Source organism: Mycobacterium seoulense (genome assembly GCF_010731595.1).
In the GTDB taxonomy this organism is placed as follows: Bacteria; Actinomycetota; Actinomycetes; order Mycobacteriales; family Mycobacteriaceae; genus Mycobacterium; species Mycobacterium seoulense.
In genome coordinates this window covers 1,273,589-1,295,283 of sequence record NZ_AP022582.1, presented here as the reverse complement: position 1 = coordinate 1,295,283, position 21,695 = coordinate 1,273,589, and the positions used below count along the sequence as shown (strand labels likewise).

13 protein-coding genes are annotated in these 21,695 nt (G+C 61.3%); 8 read left to right on the top strand and 5 right to left on the bottom strand.

The genetic code is table 11. The features are described 5' to 3' along the window. Nucleotides 1-40 precede the first annotated feature (40 nt). Both G6N37_RS05970 and G6N37_RS05965 read right to left on the bottom strand, forming a co-directional pair. Entirely contained in the window at nucleotides 41-1,573 is a 1,533-nt protein-coding gene (locus G6N37_RS05970; RefSeq protein WP_163677261.1) for an aldehyde dehydrogenase family protein, read from the bottom strand. A gap of 4 nt (nucleotides 1,574-1,577) precedes the next feature. Then, nucleotides 1,578-2,780 carry an amidohydrolase family protein gene (locus G6N37_RS05965; protein WP_163677256.1) on the bottom strand — a complete coding sequence of 401 codons (1,203 nt, stop codon included), beginning with the start codon at nucleotides 2,778-2,780 and terminating at the stop codon, nucleotides 1,578-1,580. A 313-nt stretch (nucleotides 2,781-3,093) separates the two neighbouring features. Between G6N37_RS05965 and G6N37_RS05960 the strand changes: the two genes are divergently transcribed. Beyond that, a complete protein-coding gene (locus G6N37_RS05960; RefSeq protein ID WP_163677253.1) occupies nucleotides 3,094-4,317 on the top strand; it encodes a cytochrome P450 in 1,224 nt (407 codons plus the stop codon). 20 nt (nucleotides 4,318-4,337) lie between these two features. Here the strand turns inward: G6N37_RS05960 and G6N37_RS05955 are convergent, their stop codons facing one another. Further along, nucleotides 4,338-5,459 carry an NDMA-dependent alcohol dehydrogenase gene (locus tag G6N37_RS05955; protein WP_163684673.1) on the bottom strand — a complete coding sequence of 374 codons (1,122 nt, stop codon included), beginning with the start codon at nucleotides 5,457-5,459 and terminating at the stop codon, nucleotides 4,338-4,340. Nucleotides 5,460-5,674: 215 nt separating this feature from the next. Here G6N37_RS05955 and G6N37_RS05950 point away from each other — a divergent pair, with 215 nt between their 5' ends. The 3 genes from G6N37_RS05950 to G6N37_RS26595 all read left to right on the top strand — a co-directional run bounded on the left by G6N37_RS05950 (nucleotide 5,675) and on the right by G6N37_RS26595 (nucleotide 7,539). Continuing rightward, nucleotides 5,675-6,352, top strand: a complete 678-nt coding sequence (locus tag G6N37_RS05950) for a TetR/AcrR family transcriptional regulator (RefSeq protein ID WP_163677250.1) — start codon at nucleotides 5,675-5,677, stop codon at nucleotides 6,350-6,352. Between the two features lie 573 nt (nucleotides 6,353-6,925). Further along, nucleotides 6,926-7,309 carry a DUF6941 family protein gene (locus G6N37_RS05945; RefSeq protein WP_163677247.1) on the top strand — a complete coding sequence of 128 codons (384 nt, stop codon included), beginning with the start codon at nucleotides 6,926-6,928 and terminating at the stop codon, nucleotides 7,307-7,309. Next, nucleotides 7,306-7,539 carry a DUF4258 domain-containing protein gene (locus G6N37_RS26595; protein WP_372514650.1) on the top strand — a complete coding sequence of 78 codons (234 nt, stop codon included), beginning with the start codon at nucleotides 7,306-7,308 and terminating at the stop codon, nucleotides 7,537-7,539. Before G6N37_RS05945 ends, G6N37_RS26595 begins: the two co-directional genes overlap by 4 nt. Nucleotides 7,540-7,547: 8 nt before the next feature. Here the strand turns inward: G6N37_RS26595 and G6N37_RS05935 are convergent, their stop codons facing one another. Next, nucleotides 7,548-7,901: a DUF2283 domain-containing protein gene (locus tag G6N37_RS05935; RefSeq protein ID WP_163677241.1), complete on the bottom strand. Its 354-nt coding sequence runs from the start codon at nucleotides 7,899-7,901 to the stop codon at nucleotides 7,548-7,550. A gap of 313 nt (nucleotides 7,902-8,214) precedes the next feature. Continuing rightward, nucleotides 8,215-8,736 (bottom strand): hypothetical protein, encoded by a 522-nt coding sequence (locus tag G6N37_RS05930; protein WP_163677237.1) that lies wholly within the window; start codon nucleotides 8,734-8,736, stop codon nucleotides 8,215-8,217. Between the two features lie 548 nt (nucleotides 8,737-9,284). Here G6N37_RS05930 and G6N37_RS05925 point away from each other — a divergent pair. The 4 genes from G6N37_RS05925 to G6N37_RS05910 are packed head-to-tail and all read left to right on the top strand — an operon-like array spanning nucleotide 9,285 to nucleotide 21,319. After that, complete coding sequence (locus G6N37_RS05925) at nucleotides 9,285-10,901, top strand: 3'-5' exonuclease (protein ID WP_163677234.1); 1,617 nt, start codon at nucleotides 9,285-9,287, stop codon at nucleotides 10,899-10,901. Beyond that, the gene (locus tag G6N37_RS05920) at nucleotides 10,894-14,625 is read left to right on the top strand and encodes a protein kinase domain-containing protein (protein WP_163677230.1); all 3,732 of its coding nucleotides are present in this window, start codon (nucleotides 10,894-10,896) and stop codon (nucleotides 14,623-14,625) included. Before G6N37_RS05925 ends, G6N37_RS05920 begins: the two co-directional genes overlap by 8 nt. Continuing rightward, a complete protein-coding gene (gene mads7 / locus G6N37_RS05915) occupies nucleotides 14,622-16,325 on the top strand; it encodes a methylation-associated defense system protein MAD7 (protein WP_163677227.1) in 1,704 nt (567 codons plus the stop codon). Before G6N37_RS05920 ends, mads7 begins: the two co-directional genes overlap by 4 nt. Next, nucleotides 16,322-21,319 carry an ATP-binding protein gene (locus G6N37_RS05910; RefSeq protein WP_163677225.1) on the top strand — a complete coding sequence of 1,666 codons (4,998 nt, stop codon included), beginning with the start codon at nucleotides 16,322-16,324 and terminating at the stop codon, nucleotides 21,317-21,319. Before mads7 ends, G6N37_RS05910 begins: the two co-directional genes overlap by 4 nt. Nucleotides 21,320-21,695 lie beyond the last annotated feature (376 nt).

Genomic DNA, 21,695 nt, shown 5'->3' with positions numbered 1-21,695 from the left:
CTAACCTCTCAGATATCCGAAGCCCTTGTGCACCTTCGCCTCACATCCAGGAGATCGACTTGATCTCGGTGAACTCCTCGAAGCCCCACCGCCCTTGCTCGCGGCCAATGCCGCTGTGCTTGAAACCACCGAACGGGCCCCCGCCGTTGAACAGCCCACGCCCGGGCACGGACCAGCCCGGACCCGAGCCGTTCCCCGGATTGGGCCCAGGATCAGCCGCCCCACCACCGGTGGTCTGCACAATGATTGTGCCGGTGCGGATTTGGCGTGCCACGTTGAAACCCCGTGCGGCGTTGCGCGTCATCACGACGCCCGCGAGTCCGAAGTCGGAGTCGTTGGCAATCCGTACCGCCTCCTGCTGGCTCTGGTATGTCAGGACGGTCAGAACGGGGCCGAAGACTTCTTCCTGGCAGATCCGCATGTCGTTGCGACAGTTGATGAATGCCGTCGGCTCGTAGAAGAAGCCCTTGCCCAGATGCGGCGGCCGCCTGCCGCCGGCAACCAGCGTGGCTCCCTCGTCGAGCGCCGATTCCACATAGCTCTCGACTCGCTGCCGCTGCTGCTCACGGATCAGCGGACCCACCACCGTGGCCGGGTCGCGGGGATCACCGATCGTGAGGTTCGGCGCCATGGCTTTCACGCCGTCGATGTAGGCATCGAGCAGGTGCTCTGGTAGCAACAGGCGGGACGCGGCAACACACGCCTGCCCCGAATGCATGAGCACTTGTCCGAAACCGATGCCGGCGACTTCGGACTCGGTCACGTCGTCGAGAACGATGTGCGCGCTCTTGCCGCCGAGTTCCAGCTGGGCCCGCTTCATCGTCCGCGCCGATACCTCCCGGATGCGCTTTCCGGTCGCCGTCGACCCGGTGAAGGCGATCATGTCCACCAGGGGATTCGTCGACAACTCCTCCCCGACGTCACCGCCGCCCACCACGACGTTGAAGACACCGGCCGGTAGACCGGCTTCCTCGCCTATGCCGGCGAGTTCCAGCGCGTTCATCGGTGTCCACGGATGTGGCTTCAATACGACCGTGCAACCGACCGCCAGCGCGGGCAAACACTTTTGCAGGTTGATCGAGAAGGGGAAGTTGAACGGTGTGATGACGCCGACCACCCCGACCGGTTCGCGAACGACAACCGTGCCGCCGAGTCCGGTCGGCGACACCGTCGGGCCGCCGGGGGCTTCCACCCATGTGACGTCGTGCTCGGCGAAATCGCTGTAGTAGTGCGATGCTTCGATCGCTCCGCCCACCTGAAGAAAATCGGTGAGAAAGCTCGTCGAACCGATCTCGGAAACAATGAGCTCGCGGAGCTCGTCGTGCCGCGACTCCATGATTTCGCTGAAGCGCTTCAAGATTCTCGCGCGGTCTCGCACGGACATCCACGGCCACGGACCCTCGTCGAACGCCCGGCGCGCCGCTTCGATAGCCATGACCGCTTGCTTGAGGCCGCCATCAAGAACCCGGCCGACCACCTCTTCGGTGGCTGGATCGATCACATCGATTGACGGGCCCGCGTTGTCACTGGTCCATCGCCCGTCGATGAAGTTCTCGTACTGGCGGATCGCCACGCCGCTACTTCGCGACCGGGTACGGAGCGGGCTCGAAATTGAAGACGCGCCGGGCATTGCCTTGCAGCACCTTGTACTTGTCCGCGTCCGACCTGCCCTCGAGGCTCTTGAGCGCGGCTTGCAGAGAACGCGGCCACAGGCTGTCAGTATGCGGGTAGTCGGTTTCGATCATCACGTTCTCGACACCGATGTAATCGAGGTTCGCAGCGCCGAACTCATCCTCGATGAAACAGCCGTATATGTGATCGCGGAACAACTGCCGGGGCGACTCCGGGAAGATGGCCGGGTCCGTTTCGATTGCGCTCATCCGCATGGTTGCCGGATCGACGGTCCAGTTGTTGGCGCGCAGATAGCGATATTCGGAGGCGACGTGCTCCGCACGCTCGAGCAGATACGGAATCCACCCGATGCCCCCTTCGGCCAACACGATCTTGAGGTCGGGGAACTTCTGCAACTTGCCCGAGAACAGCCAATCTGTTGTCGAGTGGGCGAGGTTGAGGCCGATGTTCACCGATTGCACCCCGAACGGTGCGTCCGGTGAGGTGTTCGGGCTGACCGACGAGGACCCGATGTGCGTGCAGAGCGGCATCTGCGTTTCGTTCGCGGCCGCGAAGAACCGATCCCACTCCCCCGAGTGGATCGACGGGAAGCCAAGCGCATGAACGTTTTCTGAAAACGCGATCGCTTTCGCGCCCTTGTCTGCACACCGGTGCACCTCGGCGACGGCCAGTGCTTCGTCCCACAGGGGCACGATGATCATTGGAATGTAGCGACCCGGCGCCGTCCCGCACCACTCATCGATGATGTAGTCGTTGTATGCGGCAAGGCATTTCAGACCAAGTTCGCGGTCCCGAACTTGCGAAAATACTTGTCCGCAAAAGCGCGGAAAGAACGGGAAGTTCAATCCCGCGATGACGTGATCCTCATCCATGTCGGGGATTCTTGCCGCGGGGTCGTAGTAGACCTCCGGCAATTCGTCGTAGTTCACCGACAATGGAGAGTAGTCATCGGGCTGCTGATGGGCAGCCACCAAGATGCCCATGACTGTGGCGCGGTGCATCTCGTAGACCCAGGTGTCGACACCGTCGATGCGTTCGACGTGGGGCACGCGGTCGCGATCTGCGGCAGATGCCCGGTCCACCCAGACGTTCGGCGGTTCGATGATGTGATCGTCAACGGAGATGAGCCAGTGCAGATCTTCTTCCACCGATACTCCCTGGGCCGTTGTGACCGTCCGCGGAATGCGCGTCGGGCTGGTCGAGCAGAGGGGCTCGTTCGATCGCCACTAGGCCCAACCAGTTCGGACAGTATGAGCGAGCACCGGACTTGTCAAGTGCTACTCGATAATCTTTCGGTCAGCTATCAAGTGTCACTTGACTAGCAGATATCCGCGATCTATCGTGCGAAAACACGGCTTTCGGACGCACGTCGGCCCGAGGCTGACCGCTGCTGGACGACCGCCCGGTGCGGCCGCGACAACTCAGTCTCGGTTGCATCAAGAGAAGAAGGACTTCGCCCCAGTGCCCAAGTCGCTCGAGGACCACGCCGAAAATCTGGATCTTCGCCACGAGGATTTCAACGACCCGGAGTATCTGTACGAGGTCTACTCGCATATGCGTGAAAAGGCAGCGATCGCGCATACCGACTTCCCGTTTCTGACCCCGCGGGAAGACGGCGCCTGGCTCGCGATGGCCTACGACGAGTGCTACGAAATCCTTCGAGACTGGGAAACCTTCTCGAGCACGCCCGGTCCCAACGATGCGATCCAGATGTCGGGTGACGTCGTCATCATCTTGGATCCGCCACGCCAACAGAAGCTCCACAAGGTGCTCAACCCGTATTTCTCCCCCGGTCGGATGAAGTTGCTGCAACCGCAGATCCGCGCCGAGACCGACGCCCTCATCAACAATTTCATCGAAGAGGGTCGCGGCGATCTGGCGACTGTCGCCTGGCAGCAGCCCGGGATCGTGTTCTTCAAGTATCTGCTTGGCATGCCGGTTGGCGATGTGCCGTTGTGCATCGAACTCACCGATACCGCACTGAACGGGGAAACTGAGGCGATCCGGCTAACAGCCTGGGTAGGCCTTTATCAGCACATCACCAACGCCGTCACCACTCGAATGGAGGGCGAACCTCAGGACGACATGATCGACGTCCTGCTATCGGCCGAGATCGACGGCGTCAAGCTGAAGTTCGATGACGTGGTGTCAAATGCGATGCTCTTGGTGCAGGCGGGTTTGGAGACGACTGCAAGCGCAATGTCATGCGCCTTCCACTACCTGGGCAGCCATCCCGACGAACGGGACCGGTTGATCCGCGAACCCGAGCTCATGTCGACCGCGGTCGAAGAACTGATCCGCTTCGCCGGGTCGATCCACGGCATTCCGCGAACAGTGACCAAAGACGTCGAATTCGGTGGGCAGAAGCTGTGCCCTGGACAGCAGGTCATCGTCAACTACGCGTCGGCCAATCGCGACGACCGCGAGTTCCCCGATGCGGACCGGTGCATCCTCGACCGCGAAACCAACCGTCATCTCGGGTTCGGCGCCGGCGTTCACCGCTGTCTGGGGTCGAACCTCGCACGGTTGGAGTTCCGTACCGGCGTCGAGCGGGTGCTGGCCAGAATGCCCGACTTCACCGTGGCGACCGATGCTGAGTCGATCTTCCACGGCAATTCGGTGACGCGTGGATATCGGGAAGTCCCAGTCGTATTCACACCGGGGTCCCGCGTTGCACTCGACTGACGTTTCGTGCCGTTCGGCCGTCAGTGGTCGTGGACGATCACACCCCGGATGTTGCGGCCGGCGAGCATGTCGTCGTAGGCGTCGTTGATGTCGGCAAGCTTGTACTCCGTGGTGACCGTTTCATCCAGGAGAAGCTTGCCCTCGCGGTACAGGCTGAGTAGGCGCGGAATATCGGAGCGCGGGTTGGCCTGGCCGTAAAGGCTTCCCAGCAAGCGCTTTTGAAAAAGAGTCACCATCGCGACCATCGACATCGGCAGGGTCGTTGTCGTGTCGAGCATCGACCCCAGTGCAGTGACCACGACCGCCCCGTTCTTGCTGACGATGTTGAGTGCGTCGACGATCATCGGAGCCTCGACCAGTCCGACCGTCACGATGGCCGAGTCGGCCATCACGCCGCGGGTCAGTTCCGCGACCAAGGCGGTTGCCTCGGGCATCGATGTCACGAAGTGGGTGGCACCGAACTGAGAAACCATGTCGCGCTTGGCCTCAACGATGTCCACGGCGATGATCTTCTCGGCACCCGCCAACCGCGCGCCCTGAATCGCGCCACTGCCGATACCGCCGCATCCGATCACCACGACGGTGTCGCCAGGTTTTACTTGCGCGGTATTCACTGCCGATCCCCAGCCGGTCGTCACCCCACAGCCGACGAGACAGGCCCGGTTCAGCGGCAGGTCCTCGTCGATCTTGACCACCGATGCCTCCGGCACAGTGCCGTATTGCGCGAATGCGCCGAGCCAGGCCAGCGCGCCGATGTCCCGGCCCTTGGCGTGACGGCGGAAGCCGCCGCCGACCTGCTCGCCGGTCGCCATCTGGGCACCGAGGTCGCACAGATTTTGGTGGCCGCTCGAACACCATCGGCATCGGCCGCACGACGGCAAGAACAGGCCCACGACATGATCGCCGACGTTCAGGTTCCGCACGCCCGGTCCGACCTCTTGGACGATGCCGGCCCCCTCGTGCCCCCCGACCAGCGGAAGTGTCAGGGGAAGGTCGCCCTCGCGGACGTGATGGTCGGAATGGCACAGCCCGGTCGCCTCGTAGGAAACGAGCACTTCGCCTTCTTGGGGGCCGTCGAGCTCGACCTCCTCGACGCTCCACTTCTGGTGCAGGTCCCATAGCACCGCTGCATTCATCTTCATTGTCGACGCATTTAACGACGTCGCGGTGATGCTGTCAAGTGTTGCTCGATAGTGGTTGCATAGAGGTGACCGGCTCAGCCCAGCTGGGCCCCCTATGCGAAAGGCTCTCCGGATGGGCTGCCAGAAACCTACACGGCTCGTGGCCCGATTCGGGGCGGTATGACTCTGCAATCATGGCCGGTTCGCGCAACGGTGCCCCGCGTTACTGTGTCCGAATGAGCGGGAGCGGGGTGAAGCGGGTCCGAGACAAGGACGGGAAGCAACGCGCGTTGATGGAGGCGGCGACTGAGGTTTTCGCGGAACAGGGGTTTGATGCCGCAGCGACCAAGGAGATAGCTCGACGCGCCGGCTGCTCGGAGGCGATGCTCTTCCACTACTTCGGCGACAAGCAAGGAATCTTCGAACAGGTGGTATCGCGCCAGATCGCGGAGGCGGTAACCGAATCAGAAGACAAAGTCATGGAGGCGCTGCCGAACGAGTTCGTCGAATTCGTCGAGCAGCTATTCGAGACGCGACTGCACCGGGGTCACGGCACTGTGCCGGGCTGGGACATCGCGGGACGGGCCCTATCTGACCCCTCGTTCTCCATGCGAGTCATGCGACCCAATCACGAACACCGAGTGTCGGTGATCGCCGAGGGCGTCGCCCACTATCAAGATCTAGGCCAAGTCACGCCCGACGTTGACCCTGCCACCGTGGCCGAACTGCTCGCCAACTTCACGATCTTCACGGCAACTGTCGGGCCCCGCTGGTTCGGTACCGCCGAGGCCGACGTCCGCACCCAGATAAAAGTCGGGGCGCGAATCTTCGCCGACGGCGTCCGGCCGTCATCTCCGCGCAAAGTCATTAAGCGCTCGACGGGGCGTCGGCCACGATCACGATCGGGTGCTTAGGACGCTCGTGCGGTAGCCGACGGTCGTATTTTCCCCGCGCTCGGCCCCAGCATCATGTACCCCGCCCGGAGCGGAACCCGCTCGGCTGTCGCCGGCGGGTGTCTTGTCTGGTCGGGCTGACAGGATTTGAACCTGCGACCACTTGACCCCCAGATTGCGGAGTGGCCTTCGCCCGCCTTCGCCGGCGACCTGTCTTCGCAGCTACAAGGATTTCGCGATGGCGGGCGAAGACCGCCGAAAACACGCAAAATGCCCCACGTTGCCATCCGCGTTGCCACCCAACGGGTGCGTCGTTAGTCCGCTCGCGGGCCTAACATCGCAGATGTCCATGATGTGATGCGACCAGTCGAGGTTGCTTGTGCAGGTTGTCGCCCGGGAATGCTGAAAAGACGTACTGAGGTCCATGACGTTCAGATAGGGAAAGCCCGAAATCCGGCAGGTTGTTGCTGCACCGGTTGCGGTATACCCGCGTAGCTCCGCAACCCGCTACACAGATAGATCGGCACGCCTCTTGTAGCGGTCGATCTCAGTAGCACCCGGCGAGAACCAACAAGCCAGGTATCGTTGCGCTCCGTGGCCGAACTTGATTATGCCTATCTTGCCGAGTTTGCGCAGGTCATAGATGGCAAGCTCACGGCAGTAAACGCTAGCTTCATCGCGGTCACCACCCCAGTTCCAGCCGTGTTCCAATTCGCCGTCGCCGGCAGGGTCCGCGCACCTGTAGAAGCCGGAATTGTCGACCTCGCGATCCAGATTGTCGCTCCAGATGACAGCACGAAGATCACCTGGCAAAGCGAGCTTCGAACAGATGGCCACCAGGTATATGACGGCAAAGTTGGCATTCTGTTCGCTCTCCGGACGGGGGTGCCCTTATCAACCCACGGACTCTTCCGGATTGAGATCTCGATAGACGGAGAGCACGCGAGGACACTCGCTTTCGAGGCCGTCTCACCGTGATACCGAGGTTCACGGTTCATGCACGTGAACAAATGGCCTGTCGCGATATTACGGAGGACGACGTTCGGTCCGTGCTAGAGCACTTCCATGACTCGCAGCCCGGCGGTACAGACACCACCGTCCGTTACATCGGCTATGTAGGGGTTGGGACGAGAATTCTAAACGTCATTGCGGAACGTCCAGGCGTCGCTCTTGACCCAGTAAAAATTGTGACTGCCTACTGGGAATGAAACCGGGGTTACCGTTTACTCCAGGGCAGCGTCCCAGTACTAAGTCCTCCGTCTGAACCAACGGAAATGACTGTCCCCTGGTGCAGCGAATACTGAATCTCCTTGAGCGCGTAGATAGTGTTCTCGGAGAAGCCGAAGGCCTGAGAGAGTTTTTCGATCGGGATGTCTGTCTGCAAGCCGATGATCTCAATGCCAATTAAATGATCTTGCGCATCAACGTCAACCAGAACGTTCTCGGAATCCGCAAACCGTTTGGTCTGAGCTACTGGAGCACACCGAAACCTGACGTACGCCGCGTTGGCGTCCATGTCTATCCGCACTTGAAGCCCGGCGAATTCGGCAAGTGGCTGGCTGGTTCCCACAGAACTACTGTAGTCCCTCCTGCGAAGAATGGGCTGAGTTGGTTCGCCGTGATCCCGCCGGCGATGAATCTCTCAAGAACGACGGCATCGGGTGTGCCAAGACCCAGCACCGACATAAGTAGAGGCAGCGGTCGGGTACCCAGTGCGCGCCGCATGGCTCGATCCAGTATCACGCACCTGGGTTTGGCAGTTGAATCGGTGGATGAGCCACCGATAGACACATCCATGGCGACCCCTCACACCCTGCGCGGCCCCTCAAGCCCGCTGAGCGGCGGTTACCCACTCGGGACTGCCGAAAACCGGCCTCTAGAGGTCAGCCAGCGTCGCCCGTGTCCCCCTCATCGTCCCGGATCGAGTTCAGCAGCGGCCTAGATCCAAGCTCCCCACGAATGACCCGCCGCTCAAGAGCTTCAGCCGCCATTTGACTGTCACGCGGCACATATCGGTACTCCAACTCCTCGGCAATGAAAGCCCGGATGATCTCGTCCAAGTTCAGATCCCCTGCCGCCGCACGCCTAATCTCGTCTGCAGTCAACTTCGGCAGGATGAAGCGGTCGAAAACATAAACACAGAACTTGTCCCCCGACCGCTGCCCGCTCCTATGCGCGGAGAGTCGGCCGGCCGGACCGCTCTTCGTGCCGTCACGCCCCGAGTAGCCCGCATAAATCAACTCGTCGCCACGCCAGATCGTGTAGACCCCAGCGCGCACGTCCATCTTGATGTGACGCCTGGGCGACTCCGTAAACGGGTAACGAGGTCCGTTCTTGAGACCTTCAAGCGCATCCGCATCAGGATCCGGCGGATCCTCATCAAGATTCTTGGGCGGCATTTCCACGCACCGGATCCTATGTACGGCAGGCGCCTGTCGAAGCACAAACAGACCTCTCGAGGGCCTCCAGCGACTGCGCGCCCTGGGGGGTGACCCCCGGTTTGGTCGCCCACCTCTCGCGGGCATAGGCGACATATACCCCCGGGGTTTTTTTCCAGCGCCCGGCTACAACTAGCTAGGACACAGTCATTTAACGACAGTTCCGAAGGCATTGCGTGTCGTGAAACTTCCGGCCTCGGCCACAGTCCGTGAGGCAATGTCACATCGCAACCGTTCACTAGGGCGGCGACGACCGGACGGCGCGACGGATCTCGGCGTGCGACACCCTCGCTTCATCGACCACACCAAGTTTGCTAGGCCCCGGCGTGCACGGCACTTCATGAACCGCGGCGCGGTCCGCGTTGGCCGCTGATGTCAGCGCGGTTGGTTACCGTGACACCTGGCGACGCTCGACCAGGTCAGCCGTCTAGCGCGCCACTTGGTTTCGATGTCACCTAATTGTTTCGCCGGTGTACCAGAACCACTCACAGTATTGTTCCCGGGGGGAGGAGTGAATGAGGCATAACAGCGACACGGCCGAAACCCTTGTTGCCGACCTACGGGCCTCCCTTGGCCATCAACACTGCCCTGTTGAGATCGCTCCACCCACGTCGCCGGCGTATCCCGATCTCGTCTTTGTCGACTCCACCCGCGGCCTTATTGCGGTCGATGTTCACCGCTCAGTGGATGACGAGGCTCGCGCGGAATTTGTCGAGCTCAACCGCCGCATCGAAGCGTTCCGCGCGGATACCCAGCCCGATGAGGACTTGCCGATTGCGCGCGTGCTTGCGGTCGGCAACGGCCTGTCAACGACAGCCCGATCGGTGGCTGGCCGGGTACTCGTTCCCGTCGCGCAAATCAGTGACTGGCGTTGGCTCGACCTCATCCCGACAAAGACACCGGATCCACACGCTCTCGAAGAAGTCCGAGCGACGCTTTTCCCCAGCATCGTATTCACGGCCAAGTTGCGGCGCGGCATCTCTCAGGAGGGTGCCGACGATCGCGCCGCCCTGCGGGTCGTGCTCGACCAGCAACAAGCCCAAATCGCCGAGCGAGAAATTGCCGACGCGCTTCTGCTGACGGGGCCGCCCGGCAGTGGCAAGACGCTGGTGCTGGCGGCGCGGGCCCGCCGACTCGCCACCGAGCATCCCGACTGGCGCATTCAGATGCTCTGCTACAACAAGACACTCGTGCCCTACTTTCGGCGCTTGGTTGCCGGCTTGCCCAACGTTAAGGTGAGCCGCGTTTGGGAAATCGCCCACGAGTTCGGCATCCGGTTCTCCTACTCCGACGACAACGTGGTCTCCGCGGGACTCAAAGCCGCCAAACACGCGGGATTGCCTCAGTCCTTTGATGCAGTGCTAATCGACGAGGTCCAAGATTTCCGGACAGCCTGGATCGAGCTAGCGCATGCCCTCCTGCGGCCCGGCCGCGGCGGCATGTTACTGGCGGGGGACCATGCCCAGGCCCTCTACACGGAAGGCGACCCCGAGAAGTACCTGCGGAAGATCCACCCCGAGCACCTGGAGCTGCGTCGACCGTACCGCAGTACGAGACAAATCCTCTCTGCGGTGCAGAACCTAGACCCCGCGTTCGCCATCGTCGGTCTTGACGACGCGCCCGAGGGTCCCCCAGTGGATTTGGTGTGGGCCGCAAGTTGGGACGAACAAGCCAATTGCGTTGCCTGCGAAACCGCCACCATGCTAGCCAATCGTGGTCTAGAGCCCCGCGACATCGGCATCCTGGTCACCCAGTACCGCGGCGCCTACGGGCGCCTAAAACGCGCACTCGACGAGTACGAGATCCCTTACAGCGCAATGGACCCCAAGGACAAGAGCGACTTCGACCTCTTCTCCAACACGGTGAAGCTGCTCACAGTGCATTCGGCTAAAGGCTACGAGTTCAAGGTGGTCATTCTATTCGGCCTGGAGGCACTCCCAGACCCCGACGCCTCCGATCCAGAAACTTTGCGGCGTGCTCGGGTGGCCTTCGTCGGGGCGACACGCGCAATGGACAACTTGATCATCACCTACACGCGCGACAACAAGTTCCTTACACGGCTCAGTTCCGACGAGAAGGACGTGGCGCGATACAGCTGGCCCGATGACTACGAGGAGGCTGCCAGTGGCTGAGCTGCGTGTCGTAGGGGAATACCGTGGTCCTGGTGAGCAATTGACCGCCGAAACGCTGGCGGATCAGCTCCCCGGCGACTGGGTGGTGATCGCGAACCGATCCTTGCCGACCCAAGAACACGATGACCTCGATCTCACCGTCATCGGAAGCAATCTTATCTTCGTCCTAGAGGACAAACACTGGGGCCCGTCGATCAAGGTCACTCCCGGCGCATGGATCGTCAAGAAGCAATCCCGTCAGAACCCTACCGATCGTGTGTCCTTCTTGGCACGCAAACTCGCCGGGCTGCTGCGGAACAAGGTGTCCGGGTATCCGAAGAGGGGCCGCTTGGTCACAAGCCACGTCGTGCTGTCCTATCCCGGCGTGCAAGTCGACTGGTCGGAGGCCGGCCCAGAGTCCGACATGGTGGTGCTACTGGCTGAGGCGGCCCAAGCGCTTGAAGCCGAGGATGCCGCGGCAGTCTCTGCGCTGCAGGGTGCCCGCGAGTCGACGATCGCCTACCTCGACGGGTGGAAGGGACGAAGCGAGGTCCCGACGGAAATCGGCGCCTACCGGGTCGTCCAAGAAGTCGCACCCCTCGGGCGCGCACGGGTATTCGCCGCCCACGACGATGTCAACAACCTCGTCTTCCTGCGCTGCTATCCGATGGACGGGTGGGGCCCAAACGTCGACCCCAGCAACGTCATTCGTCGCGAGCGCAAGGCAATTGAGAAACTCTCCCGTAGCGGGCGCACCCTTCAAAGCCAGCCTGTCTTCGCTGAAGATTTGCACCGTTGGATCGTGGTTCCCATTGTAATGGAACCAATGAAGAACCTTGTACAGCTTCTGACCATGCCGACATCGCCGGTCAGTCCGGCCACCAGCGATGCCGCCGATGTCATCCATTTACTCATCGATGCGTTCCGCGGTTTGCAGGATATTCACTCCGAAGGCGTTGTCCACCGAGGTGTTGCACCGTCCAGGGTGGTGATCGACGGCGAGGGGACGGTGAAATTCACCGACTTGTATCTGGCCCAACTCAGCGGCGAAGTGACCGTGGCAGCTTCACTCAACGAGCTAGCCGACCTTGGCGTGCCTTTCCGCGCACCTGAATGTAGAGACTGCATCGGCGCTGCAACAGCCGCGTCGGATGTCTACTCGTTGGGGCTGTGCCTGCTGTGGTGGCTACATGCCGATCCCAACGCCGCCCCCAGCGTCGACGCGAGCCCGAAAGAACCAGAGCTCGCAGCGGCCGCTACCACGCTTCGTCAGTGCACCGCGCCCGATCCAGCGAAGCGGCCCTCTATCGATGCGATCATCGCTGAGCTAACGGAATTGGTGCCCATGACTATTAGCGAAAACTTCGCTCCGGGTGAGCTCGTCGCCGGCAGATACCTTATTGAGCGCCCCTTAGGAGAGGGCGGCTTCGCGAAATCCTGGCTGGCAACTGACCAAAAGACCACCCAGAAGCGAGTTCTCAAGCAGTATTCGGATTCGGTGCCCAGCGATACTGCCAAGAAGGAGTTTAAGGCGGCCTCCAGCATCGTTCACGATCGCTGCGCCAGGGTGTGGGACATCTACTTTGACCCAGCGTTCCTGGTGACGGATTACGTCGACGGCGAGAGCCTCCACAATGCCTGCAAGTCGCCGATCTCAGCTGAGGACTATCGCCGCTACGCGCTCGACATCCTTGAGGCCCTGACGTATATGCACGACCACGATTTCCTGCACAACGACATCACCCCCGGCAACATCATCATCGAACCCGATGGGCGCGCTCGCCTAATCGACTTTGGTCTGGCTCGGTGGAGAGAATCCGAAACCCAACTTGGCTTGACACCGCTATTCGCTGCGCCGGAGTTGGCCGGTCACACTAAACGCAGCACCTCCTGCGACCTCTACGGGCTAGGCGCGACATTTCTTCGTTGCATGCTGGGGCGCTTCCCCTATCAGGAGGTCGACGGCGACTATGACAAGACGGCGCTTAGACCGCTCAGCGAAGAGGAAATGACGACGCTAGGTCCGCTGGGAGTTGCTGTCGCCGAGCAGTTTTTCCGACTTATCGCGCCAGAGGCGACTCAACGGCCGGAGTCAGCGCGGCAATTCGCCGACGACCTGCGCCGCGCCGCCCCCATTGCCGCCGAACCCGGCAGGCCCAAAGTCAATCCGACAGTCGACTTGCTGCGCCAGCTCTACCGCGGCAGCGCACTGGGCAATGCCGGCAACCGCGGGCTCGACACCGACTTCGCCGAGACCACCTACGTCGACACCATGCTCGACACCGAGCTGACTCCCAAAATCGTTCACGGACAACTTGATCTGGTGATCCTCACCGGCAACCCCGGTGACGGAAAAACCTCATATCTGAAGAAGCTGCGCGGCTACCTCGTCGACGGTGGCGCCAAAATGCTCAACGACGGACTTGGCGGCTGGACCTGTGAAACCTCCACGCGTACCTTCTCGGCGGTCTACGACGCCAGCGAAGCACGCGACGGGAAGACCTCCGACGAGCTGGTGATCGAAGCCTTGACCGCCCCCAAGCCGCAAATCGGACATACCGCGCTCCTGGCGATCAACGACGGCCGTTTGCGCCAGTTCTTCATTCAGGACTACTCCGACCAATACGCCGCCTACCACAAGGCGATACGCAAAGGCTTGCACGGCGAAAACCCAGACGAGGCAAGTCGAGTCGCCTACGTCGATCTGAAACGCCGCTCGCTAGCCCCGACAGCGGCTGACGCCGATGGCATCGCCGGACGCACGCTCGACACCTTCACTCACGATGCGCGGTGGACAGAATGCAAAGGCTGTAATGCCCGTGAAGTATGTCCAATCCTGAGGAACCGAAACCAACTGCTTGGCACCGGCCGGGCACGTCTGCTGGACTTGGTGACAATCTCCCACTTGCGTCGCCAACGCCGAGCTACCTTCCGCGATTTCCGTTCCGCCGCAGGATGGATAATCACTGGCGATCGAGGCTGCGGCGATGTGCACGCGGCGGTCGACAATCAGATTGACTTGCGCTTGGGCGACGACGCCTTGCACTTCGACTTAGCCTTCGACCCACGGTCAACGGACTACCTGATTCGTGAATGGGCGGATCTGGACCCGACCCGGCTCCCCGTAGCAGCACTCGAGCGCGACGATCGCGCCTCGGACGGCCACGAGCCGTGGCATCGCCGAGAGTCGCTGAACCGACGAGCGTTCTTCGGCGACCTTGTCCGTGATGCCGTCCACCAGCGTGAGGCAACGCCATATCGTTACCTAGAGGACTTCCAATTGGCGTTGGGCAGTGACGAGGCCGCCGGGCAGCTGTTAAGCCGAATCCTGCAGGGGCTCAGCCGTCTATTGGGCGCCTTCGGCTATGAGGGATCCAAACTCGCCCTTCAGGACGGAGAGAACAATGGCTGGGCGGTCCTTCGGGAAATTCCGGCCGCGGACTTCCGCCTTGAGCGCCGTCCCGCCCCGTCACCCTACGTCGAGCAGCAAGCCGATGAACTGGTCCTCATCCATCCCCGCGCACATCTGACGTTGACGTTAGATTCCGTTGAGCTGATCTTGCGAGCTAGCGACGGAGAACTCATTAACGACGCTGCGGCTAGCGCGATCAAGCTCGAGTTGTCCTTGTTGGCCGGCAAGCTGATGTTGCAGCCCGCCTCGTCAGCAATTGTCGTTAACCCCGCCGGCGTCCCGCAGGCAGTGGCGGCACGAAGCGGCGCAATCGTTCTGGAGAATCACGTATGAAAATCAGCCTGCCCAAAGAGCCCAAGGAGCTGAGAAGCTTCGTATTCACCGAGCTGAACCTGGTCGAGCTGAACTCAATCGAGGTTGATCGGCTGCTGCCACACATATACGAGTCCGCAATCAAGGGCGGCCGACACGCCCCGGCGCTAAAGGACTTCTCGGCGAAAGCCTACGAGGACATCTACCTACCCAGGCTGCTGGGGCGTGAGGAGAATATCATCGGCTTTGATACTTCGATGGGCAAAGACGTCATCGACGCCTGGCTCCGCTCCTCGGTGGTGGCCTTCGGCAGGTCCGGCCTCTCCCAACGTGTTGACAAGATGGACTTTATTCGGGCACGCACCCTCGCGGCATATCGTGCGGGTTTCCCGGATCGGCGCCGCAGCCGACAGGCCGACAGCGTCACATACGCCCAGATGCTTCAAGAGGTCGAGCGACGCAAAGAGCAGGGCCTCCTCGCTGGCAACGGCACTGCCATGCAAGTCCTTCGCGAAATGGTTCGAGAGTCCGTCGGGGATGGCGTCAAAATCACCGACCCACCGCAGTGGGCGCCCGAATACGACGGCCACACCGAGGTCGACATTTCCACTCTGTTGACTCTGCTGTTCTTAGAGGGGTTCGAGGCCGTCTCGGCGCGGGATGAGACCGTCAAAAAGGGAGCTAAAAGCCGCGATGCGCGCTACCGGACCGATCCCGCGGTACCGGCGGCGGCCTCCCCCCTGGGTCGCGATGTGGTGACGTACCTGGTGACCTATCGTCACTCCACCCCGCTGCAGACGGCCCAACACCTCACCGCGATCTTGGGGTTCCGCCTTTTCCAGCTGCCGTTGCGGACCTCGAGGGCGATCCATCACCTCCTTGAGCACCATGAGCTGCCGCCTGACATGGAGAACAGTGTGGCCGCCAATTCACTCGACGAGTACATTGACTTCTCTGGTGACGCCACCTCGGACTCGCGTGAACTCGCACGCGCCTGCGTCCAGCGCGATCTGCGGCTCATCCACACCGGTCTGCGGGATCGGTTGGTGCTCAAGACGGTACGGCGAGCTGCCGAGACCAGCGAAGTGCTGGCCAAAGACTACGAAGAATGGTCTGGGCCGCAGCGATTCCAGTATCTGGCTGAGCTGCGAGACAACGCCGATCTCGAACCATATTTCAAACAGGACCTGCAGGCAGTTCGCAGAGCCAACGACGGCGCCGAGGACGAGGAGACAGTCGCGTTCTTGGCCGGACTTGCCGATCCCACGCGCCCAGCCCTCGAACGTCTGACGACCGCGCTTTTCGAAGCCACCAAAGCTCGCGCTAGGCATGCCGCGCTGAGCTGGTTCCGCGACACCGGGGGGCTCAACCGATCTAACGGGATGCTGGTCGGAGACTCGCGGCGCCGCGAGACCTGGGCCTATGCGCCTGGAAACGACCTGTTGACGGCACTTTTGGGCATTGTGTTCACCGACGATCATGGGAGGGCCCGCCGCGAGATGATGCTCAGCGATGTCTTGGTCCAACTCGCCGACCGATTCGGGCTTCTCATCGACCAGCCACCACCGGAATTAGATACGGTGGCCGCGCGGTCCGCAGCGAGCGATAACTTTGACGCCTTCAAGCGCCGGCTCAAGCTGCTGGGCGTCTTCGACGGCCTCAGTGACGACTTCAGTGCTCAGGTTGTCCTCAACCCGCTGCTCATTGGAGAGACACAATGACACCACGCACTGAGACGCTATCTGAGCTTCTTCTCTCGGCTATCACGACGGCCAAACCCGGCCACTGTCTGCGCGTTGACGATCTCACCGCCGACGAGGCTATGGAGCTGCAGGCTGCCGTCACCGACGTGCTGAGTGAGCGCAAGTTTCAGACACCGGTGAAGGTTCGTGTCCTGGATCAGGTCGGTGGTGAAGGACGTGTCACCATTGAGGAGGCTGTCGGGCTACGCAACGACGTCGCTCTTAGCGATCAGCACGGAGCCATCTTGATTCTCCTGGTACCCCCGACTCTGGCGCGCGAAGCAAGTTCACTCGACAATGCCTTTCAACGTTTGCCCTACGCGGATCTCCTTGAGGCTGCGGCCGACCGTGCAATCGATCGCATTCGCGCCACACGACCCGACTTTCCGGCCAACGAACTACTTCGCCTGACCCGCGGCCGAACTCCGATCGAGTACTGGTTGGAATTCCTCGAATCTATCGACCGCAACCCCCTCCAACCCTTCGGTCAGTACCTCTGGTACGTCGGGTTGGTGCCTGACGGTGGAGACGACGACGCAGCCAAGGGGCGTCTGCGCGATAACGACGCATTTGTCCGCAAGGTTATCGACCCGGCTGCGGCTGGGCATGCCATCGACGATCGCTTGCGCCAGACTCGCCTGGCCCCCGGTCGCCAGTTTGACCAAATCCTTCGGGTGTTGACCGACCGGGAAGATCACCTCGACGACGCACGAGAGTGGACGAAGGCGATTGCCGAGCATATCGGCGTAAAGTTCGACCAGTTCAAACTCGTTGAGGCGGAGAGCGACTCCGATCTCGACGATCTCGAAGTGCTGCCCTTTCGCTCCCCGACAGGAACGGTAGCCAAGTCCACCGGGCTGGTTCTGGTCGACGACAACCTGGTCTGTGAGATCCCAGAGGATTCAACGGGCAAGGTGTTGATCAAGTGGCGCACCACGCCCACCAAGACCAAACGCGTGCACCGGTGGCTGTTGCGCCTCGTACACCCAGACGATCTCCGTGAAGAGGGCGAGGCCGCTCTGGTCGAGACACGGGTCGCAGGCACGAAACGTAGCGCGACACTGAAACTAGACCTTGCAAGCGACGACATCACCGGCGGCCGCCTATTTGTCGTGGAGGTGCTCCCCCTCGACGCCGACGGTCAGCCCGTCGAGCTTCCTGAGTCGGCACTGACCGAGTCAGAAGCATTCGAACTCGTAATCATCGAGGATCCTCAACCACTGGAACTAACCCGTTCGTCTGCAACCGCCCACAGTCTGGCCGTGGCGCGCCTGCGCGCAGTATCCAACGGCGCCAACACCCTCGAGGAAACCCATCCCGTCTGGGAGTGGAATCGCCAGGTGTTCTGTCTGCGAATCGGCGGATCGCGAAGCGTACAGGTCCCCGCAAATGCGACGACGGTCGCGCTGCAAAGACAGATCACGAATGATCCAACAATTACTGGCTACAGTGCCGAGTCCCCCTATGGGCTGGCGCTGCAAGCCGAAGCCTTCGAGCCGCTGCGCGGCGAGTTGCCGCCGGCATTGGCCAAGAAACGCCAACAAGTGATGGAGTTGCTGGTCACTGCGGCACCCCGCGACGTTCCGGAAGTGTTTCCGTGGAGTGATCACGGCCGAGCGACCGTCCAGGAGTATCTGCAGTCCTACAAACGTGCTCTTGACGCGGCGGAAGGCCATGCGCTGGAAGTACTTCAGCGCCTGGACACCATTGAGCTCGCGGTGGGAAGCGCCGCAGCCGGCTCGGTACGAGCCACTGTGGTGTTACCACTGCACCCGATTCGTCTAGCCTGGTTAGCCGCTTACGACGAGCTCAGCCGCAACTGGGGCGAGGATCTCATCCAGCGGGCAGCCACTGCCGCTGAGCGCAAAAACCTGATCGACTTCGATGGATTAACCCGAATAGCGCCGATCAATATTCCTTTCACGGTGGCGACCGCCCATCGCGAGTTAAACGTCTACTTCGACGAATTGACTTTTGGCTTAGGGCTTTTACTTCCCGTTGGTCACCCGGCGCCGGAGGTCCTCGCGGCAACGATGAGCAGCGTGTTCGGCCTTATCCGTCAGTCTGCGTCGATGTCCTCGGATGCGACGATGATCGCCGATCGACTCATCGAGTACCGCAAAGCGCATCTCGACCCAAGAGCAATCCGTTTGGCAGCTATGCATCCTGGAGATGGCGCCGTTCTCGCAGATGCCCTCGCCGCCTTCTACAAACGGACCCAAGACGACAGTCTGCGGCTCGAGGTCGTTGCCTACGGACAGCGTGACCGCTACGCCGAGCCGCTGGCGCCGCTCACCCGTCTGCAAGTTGCGCGCGACGGACAAACGACAGGGGCGGGATCGGCCGATCAGACCGGCGACACCGCCGAGACGGGCGGCCGAAAAGCCAAACAGAGTCCGCTTTTTCCACCCATTGGAGCGTCACTGCGCCCGCTGGACAGAATCGTCAGCGACCCAGAGTCAATTCACGTCGCGCTTGCCACCGGGATCAGCAATCTGCAGAAGGCGCCAACACCGCCGGCGGCTCTGAAGAGATTCGCTTCCCTCGACGACCTGCTGTCCCCTCTGGTCACCACCAATATGCCGGACGGCGAACGCGGATGGACGGTGTCTCCAGCGCTGAACCCGCGCACCACTGGTGACAATTCCTACCTCGTCGCCAGTCACCACTCTCATCAGAGTGCGGCAGGCGCGACCCTTGGCCTCGACGGGCCCCCCGCGCTGCGTGTTGAGGTCACCGGTGACACCCTCGACGACATCAGGGTGTTGCACGAACGATCAGACTGGGTTCTTACCCTCGACCGCTTCGTTGGCCTCAACTTCTACGAAAGTGGACACTTCCGCCAAGGCACCACCAATTACATCCTTGATTACGCGCCGGATTTCATCGACGGGATGAGCCATCGGCTGACAGTCACCACATCGCATCGTGCAGAGGTGACCTCAATCCTGAAGAACGCGATGACCGACCTCGGACTTGATGCCCTCGAGGCTAGCTCAACCCAGGTGCTTGATGACCTGATGACCGTCTCAGGGCGACTGATACTGCGCCTGCAAAGTAGTGAAGGTTTCGCTCGCGAATCCGTAAGTCTGGCAGCGCTGGTGGCACACCTGCGCGGTCAGAACAAGCTAGACGGCGCAATCATTGTGCCGGTCGACTCACATCAGGAAATCTTCGGCCGAAACGCGCCGGGCAACGAAACGGGCCGCCGCTGCGACATGCTCATCGTGCGCGTCAGCCCACGCAAGTTCAGCATTGAATGCGTCGAAGTCAAATCCAGACGCTACGCGGCCCTTCCCGCCGAGCTCGCCGATGGCATCGCTGACCAGCTCGAAAATACCCGAGACCTACTAGAGCAACGCTATTTCGCCACCGACCCGCCACGTATCGACGCTAGACTCCAACGCGCCCAACTCGCAGGACTGCTGCACTACTATGCCGACCGCGCCGTGACGAATGGGCTCATCGCTTCCGACAAAGTTGCAGAAACCCACAAGCACATCGACAGCCTCGTAGAAGGAGGCGTGGACGTCGAAATACTGATGCACGGCTACGTCATCAGTTTGACTGGGGCCGAGGGTATCCCAGCCAAACATCGCGGCATTCCCATCTCCGTGCTTACTGCCTCCGACCTTGGCCGACTGGGCTTTACGATATCACCGACCGCCGAAACGGCAGAATCCAACGACGGCCAAAGTGCGGAATCAGGCATCGGTGAAGATGAAAGGTACTCGAAGTCAGATGATTACGAGTCTGTGCCTAGCTCTGAGCCCGACGACAAGCACGAGCCTGAAAGTGACCAGGTAAACGACGAGCTGAATCGGGAGAATGATGCCGGCGCCGCGGAGCAACGCCCCGAGGTGAAGCCGGTGGGGCCACCAAGCAAGGCGGAGGCGTCTACTGGGGGTGCCGGCGACCAGGCTGCCGAATCGCATACCGAAGCGCCGGAGGAGGGGACGGGAGTTCGCAACGTCGAGGTATCGATTGGCAAGGACACTGCAGGTACCGTTGTCACCTGGGAGCCGAGCATTAAGGGCAGCCCTCACGCGTTCATCGTTGGCATCCCTGGCCAAGGCAAGTCGGTAACGACACGGCTGATCATCCGGGAGCTGGCGCGGCAGGGATTGCCTTCGCTCGTCATGGACTTTCACGGGGATATGGCCGCCAATCCCCCGGCCAATGCGCAAGTGCTACGCGCCGAGACCGGGCTGCCGTTCACACCTTTCGACGCTCTCACCTCCGATGAATCTGCGAAGATTAATCAAGCAGCCTGGGAGCTCGCCGAGGTCATCCAGTTCGTCGGATCCATGGGCGAGATTCAACGCAGCAATGTCTACAAGGCCCTCCAAGAGGTCTACAAGCTAGCTATCGGCGAAATGCGAGTGCCGACTCTCACGGAGTTCGCTACCGCTTTGGAGGACATTGAGCGACGTGCGCGCGGTGCGCAAAACGCACGGGAACGCGTACGGCCGCTCACTGACTTTGGGCTGTTCGACGAAAGCGCGTCAGGCGGTTTCAACCCGCGCCAAGCCGGGATGGTTGTGGATCTGAGCAAGCTGGTGTTGGAGGAAGTTCAGATCGCAGCCACTTCGTTCTTGTTGCGTAAGGTTTACCGAGACATGTTTTCTTGGCCGCAGGACGGCACGCTCAAGCTGGCGATCGTCCTCGATGAGGCACATCGCGTCGCTAAGGACGTCACGCTGCCCAAGCTGATGAAAGAAGGCCGCAAGTACGGTGTCGTCGTCGTCGTGGCAAGCCAGGGTCTGTCCGATTTCCACCGCGACGTGCTGGGCAACGCCGGAATGAAGATCGTTTTCCGGACGAACCACCCAGAAAGTAAGTCGGTCGCCAGATACCTTCGCGGCCGCGCCGGGCAGGATCTCAGCGTCGAAGTCGAAAAACTCGGAGTCGGGCAAGCCTACGTCGCAACAGCTGATGTACCGCAGGCGCGCAAGACGGCGATGTTTCAATAGCGCATCCGCTGCAGCGGGGCACTCCAGAGCACCAGCCCTCGCCAATCGATATTCGTGCGCGGGGCATTCTTTAGCACCTCGGAAGTTGGTGAGACCTCCACTTCCTGAAAAACGTTTGCGGACGCAGGTCCTTCACGGAGTCGGGGATTGTTTAGCTACCAGTGCGCCGAGCCGCAGGAACCCGACGATGCCGAGAAGGCCGGCGCGGATCTCGCCTCGTGAGAGTTCCATCTCGTTCATGTCCATTCCGCCAAGGGCGACCACTTGATCTCAGTAACGCAAATTACATCAGGGGCGGGCGTATGGCGAAGAACGCGAACGGCGAAGGCTCGATCTACAAAGCGTACCCGCGACGGTCGCCCCGCCGGGTACGCCG

Coding starts and splice junctions, on each gene's coding strand:
- G6N37_RS05955 (WP_163684673.1), bottom strand. CDS start 5,459: ATGAAGATGAATGCAGCGGTGCTATGGGACCTGCACCAGAAGTGGAGC.
- G6N37_RS05950 (WP_163677250.1), top strand. CDS start 5,675: ATGAGCGGGAGCGGGGTGAAGCGGGTCCGAGACAAGGACGGGAAGCAA.
- G6N37_RS05925 (WP_163677234.1), top strand. CDS start 9,285: ATGAGGCATAACAGCGACACGGCCGAAACCCTTGTTGCCGACCTACGG.
- mads7 (WP_163677227.1), top strand. CDS start 14,622: ATGAAAATCAGCCTGCCCAAAGAGCCCAAGGAGCTGAGAAGCTTCGTA.
- G6N37_RS05910 (WP_163677225.1), top strand. CDS start 16,322: ATGACACCACGCACTGAGACGCTATCTGAGCTTCTTCTCTCGGCTATC.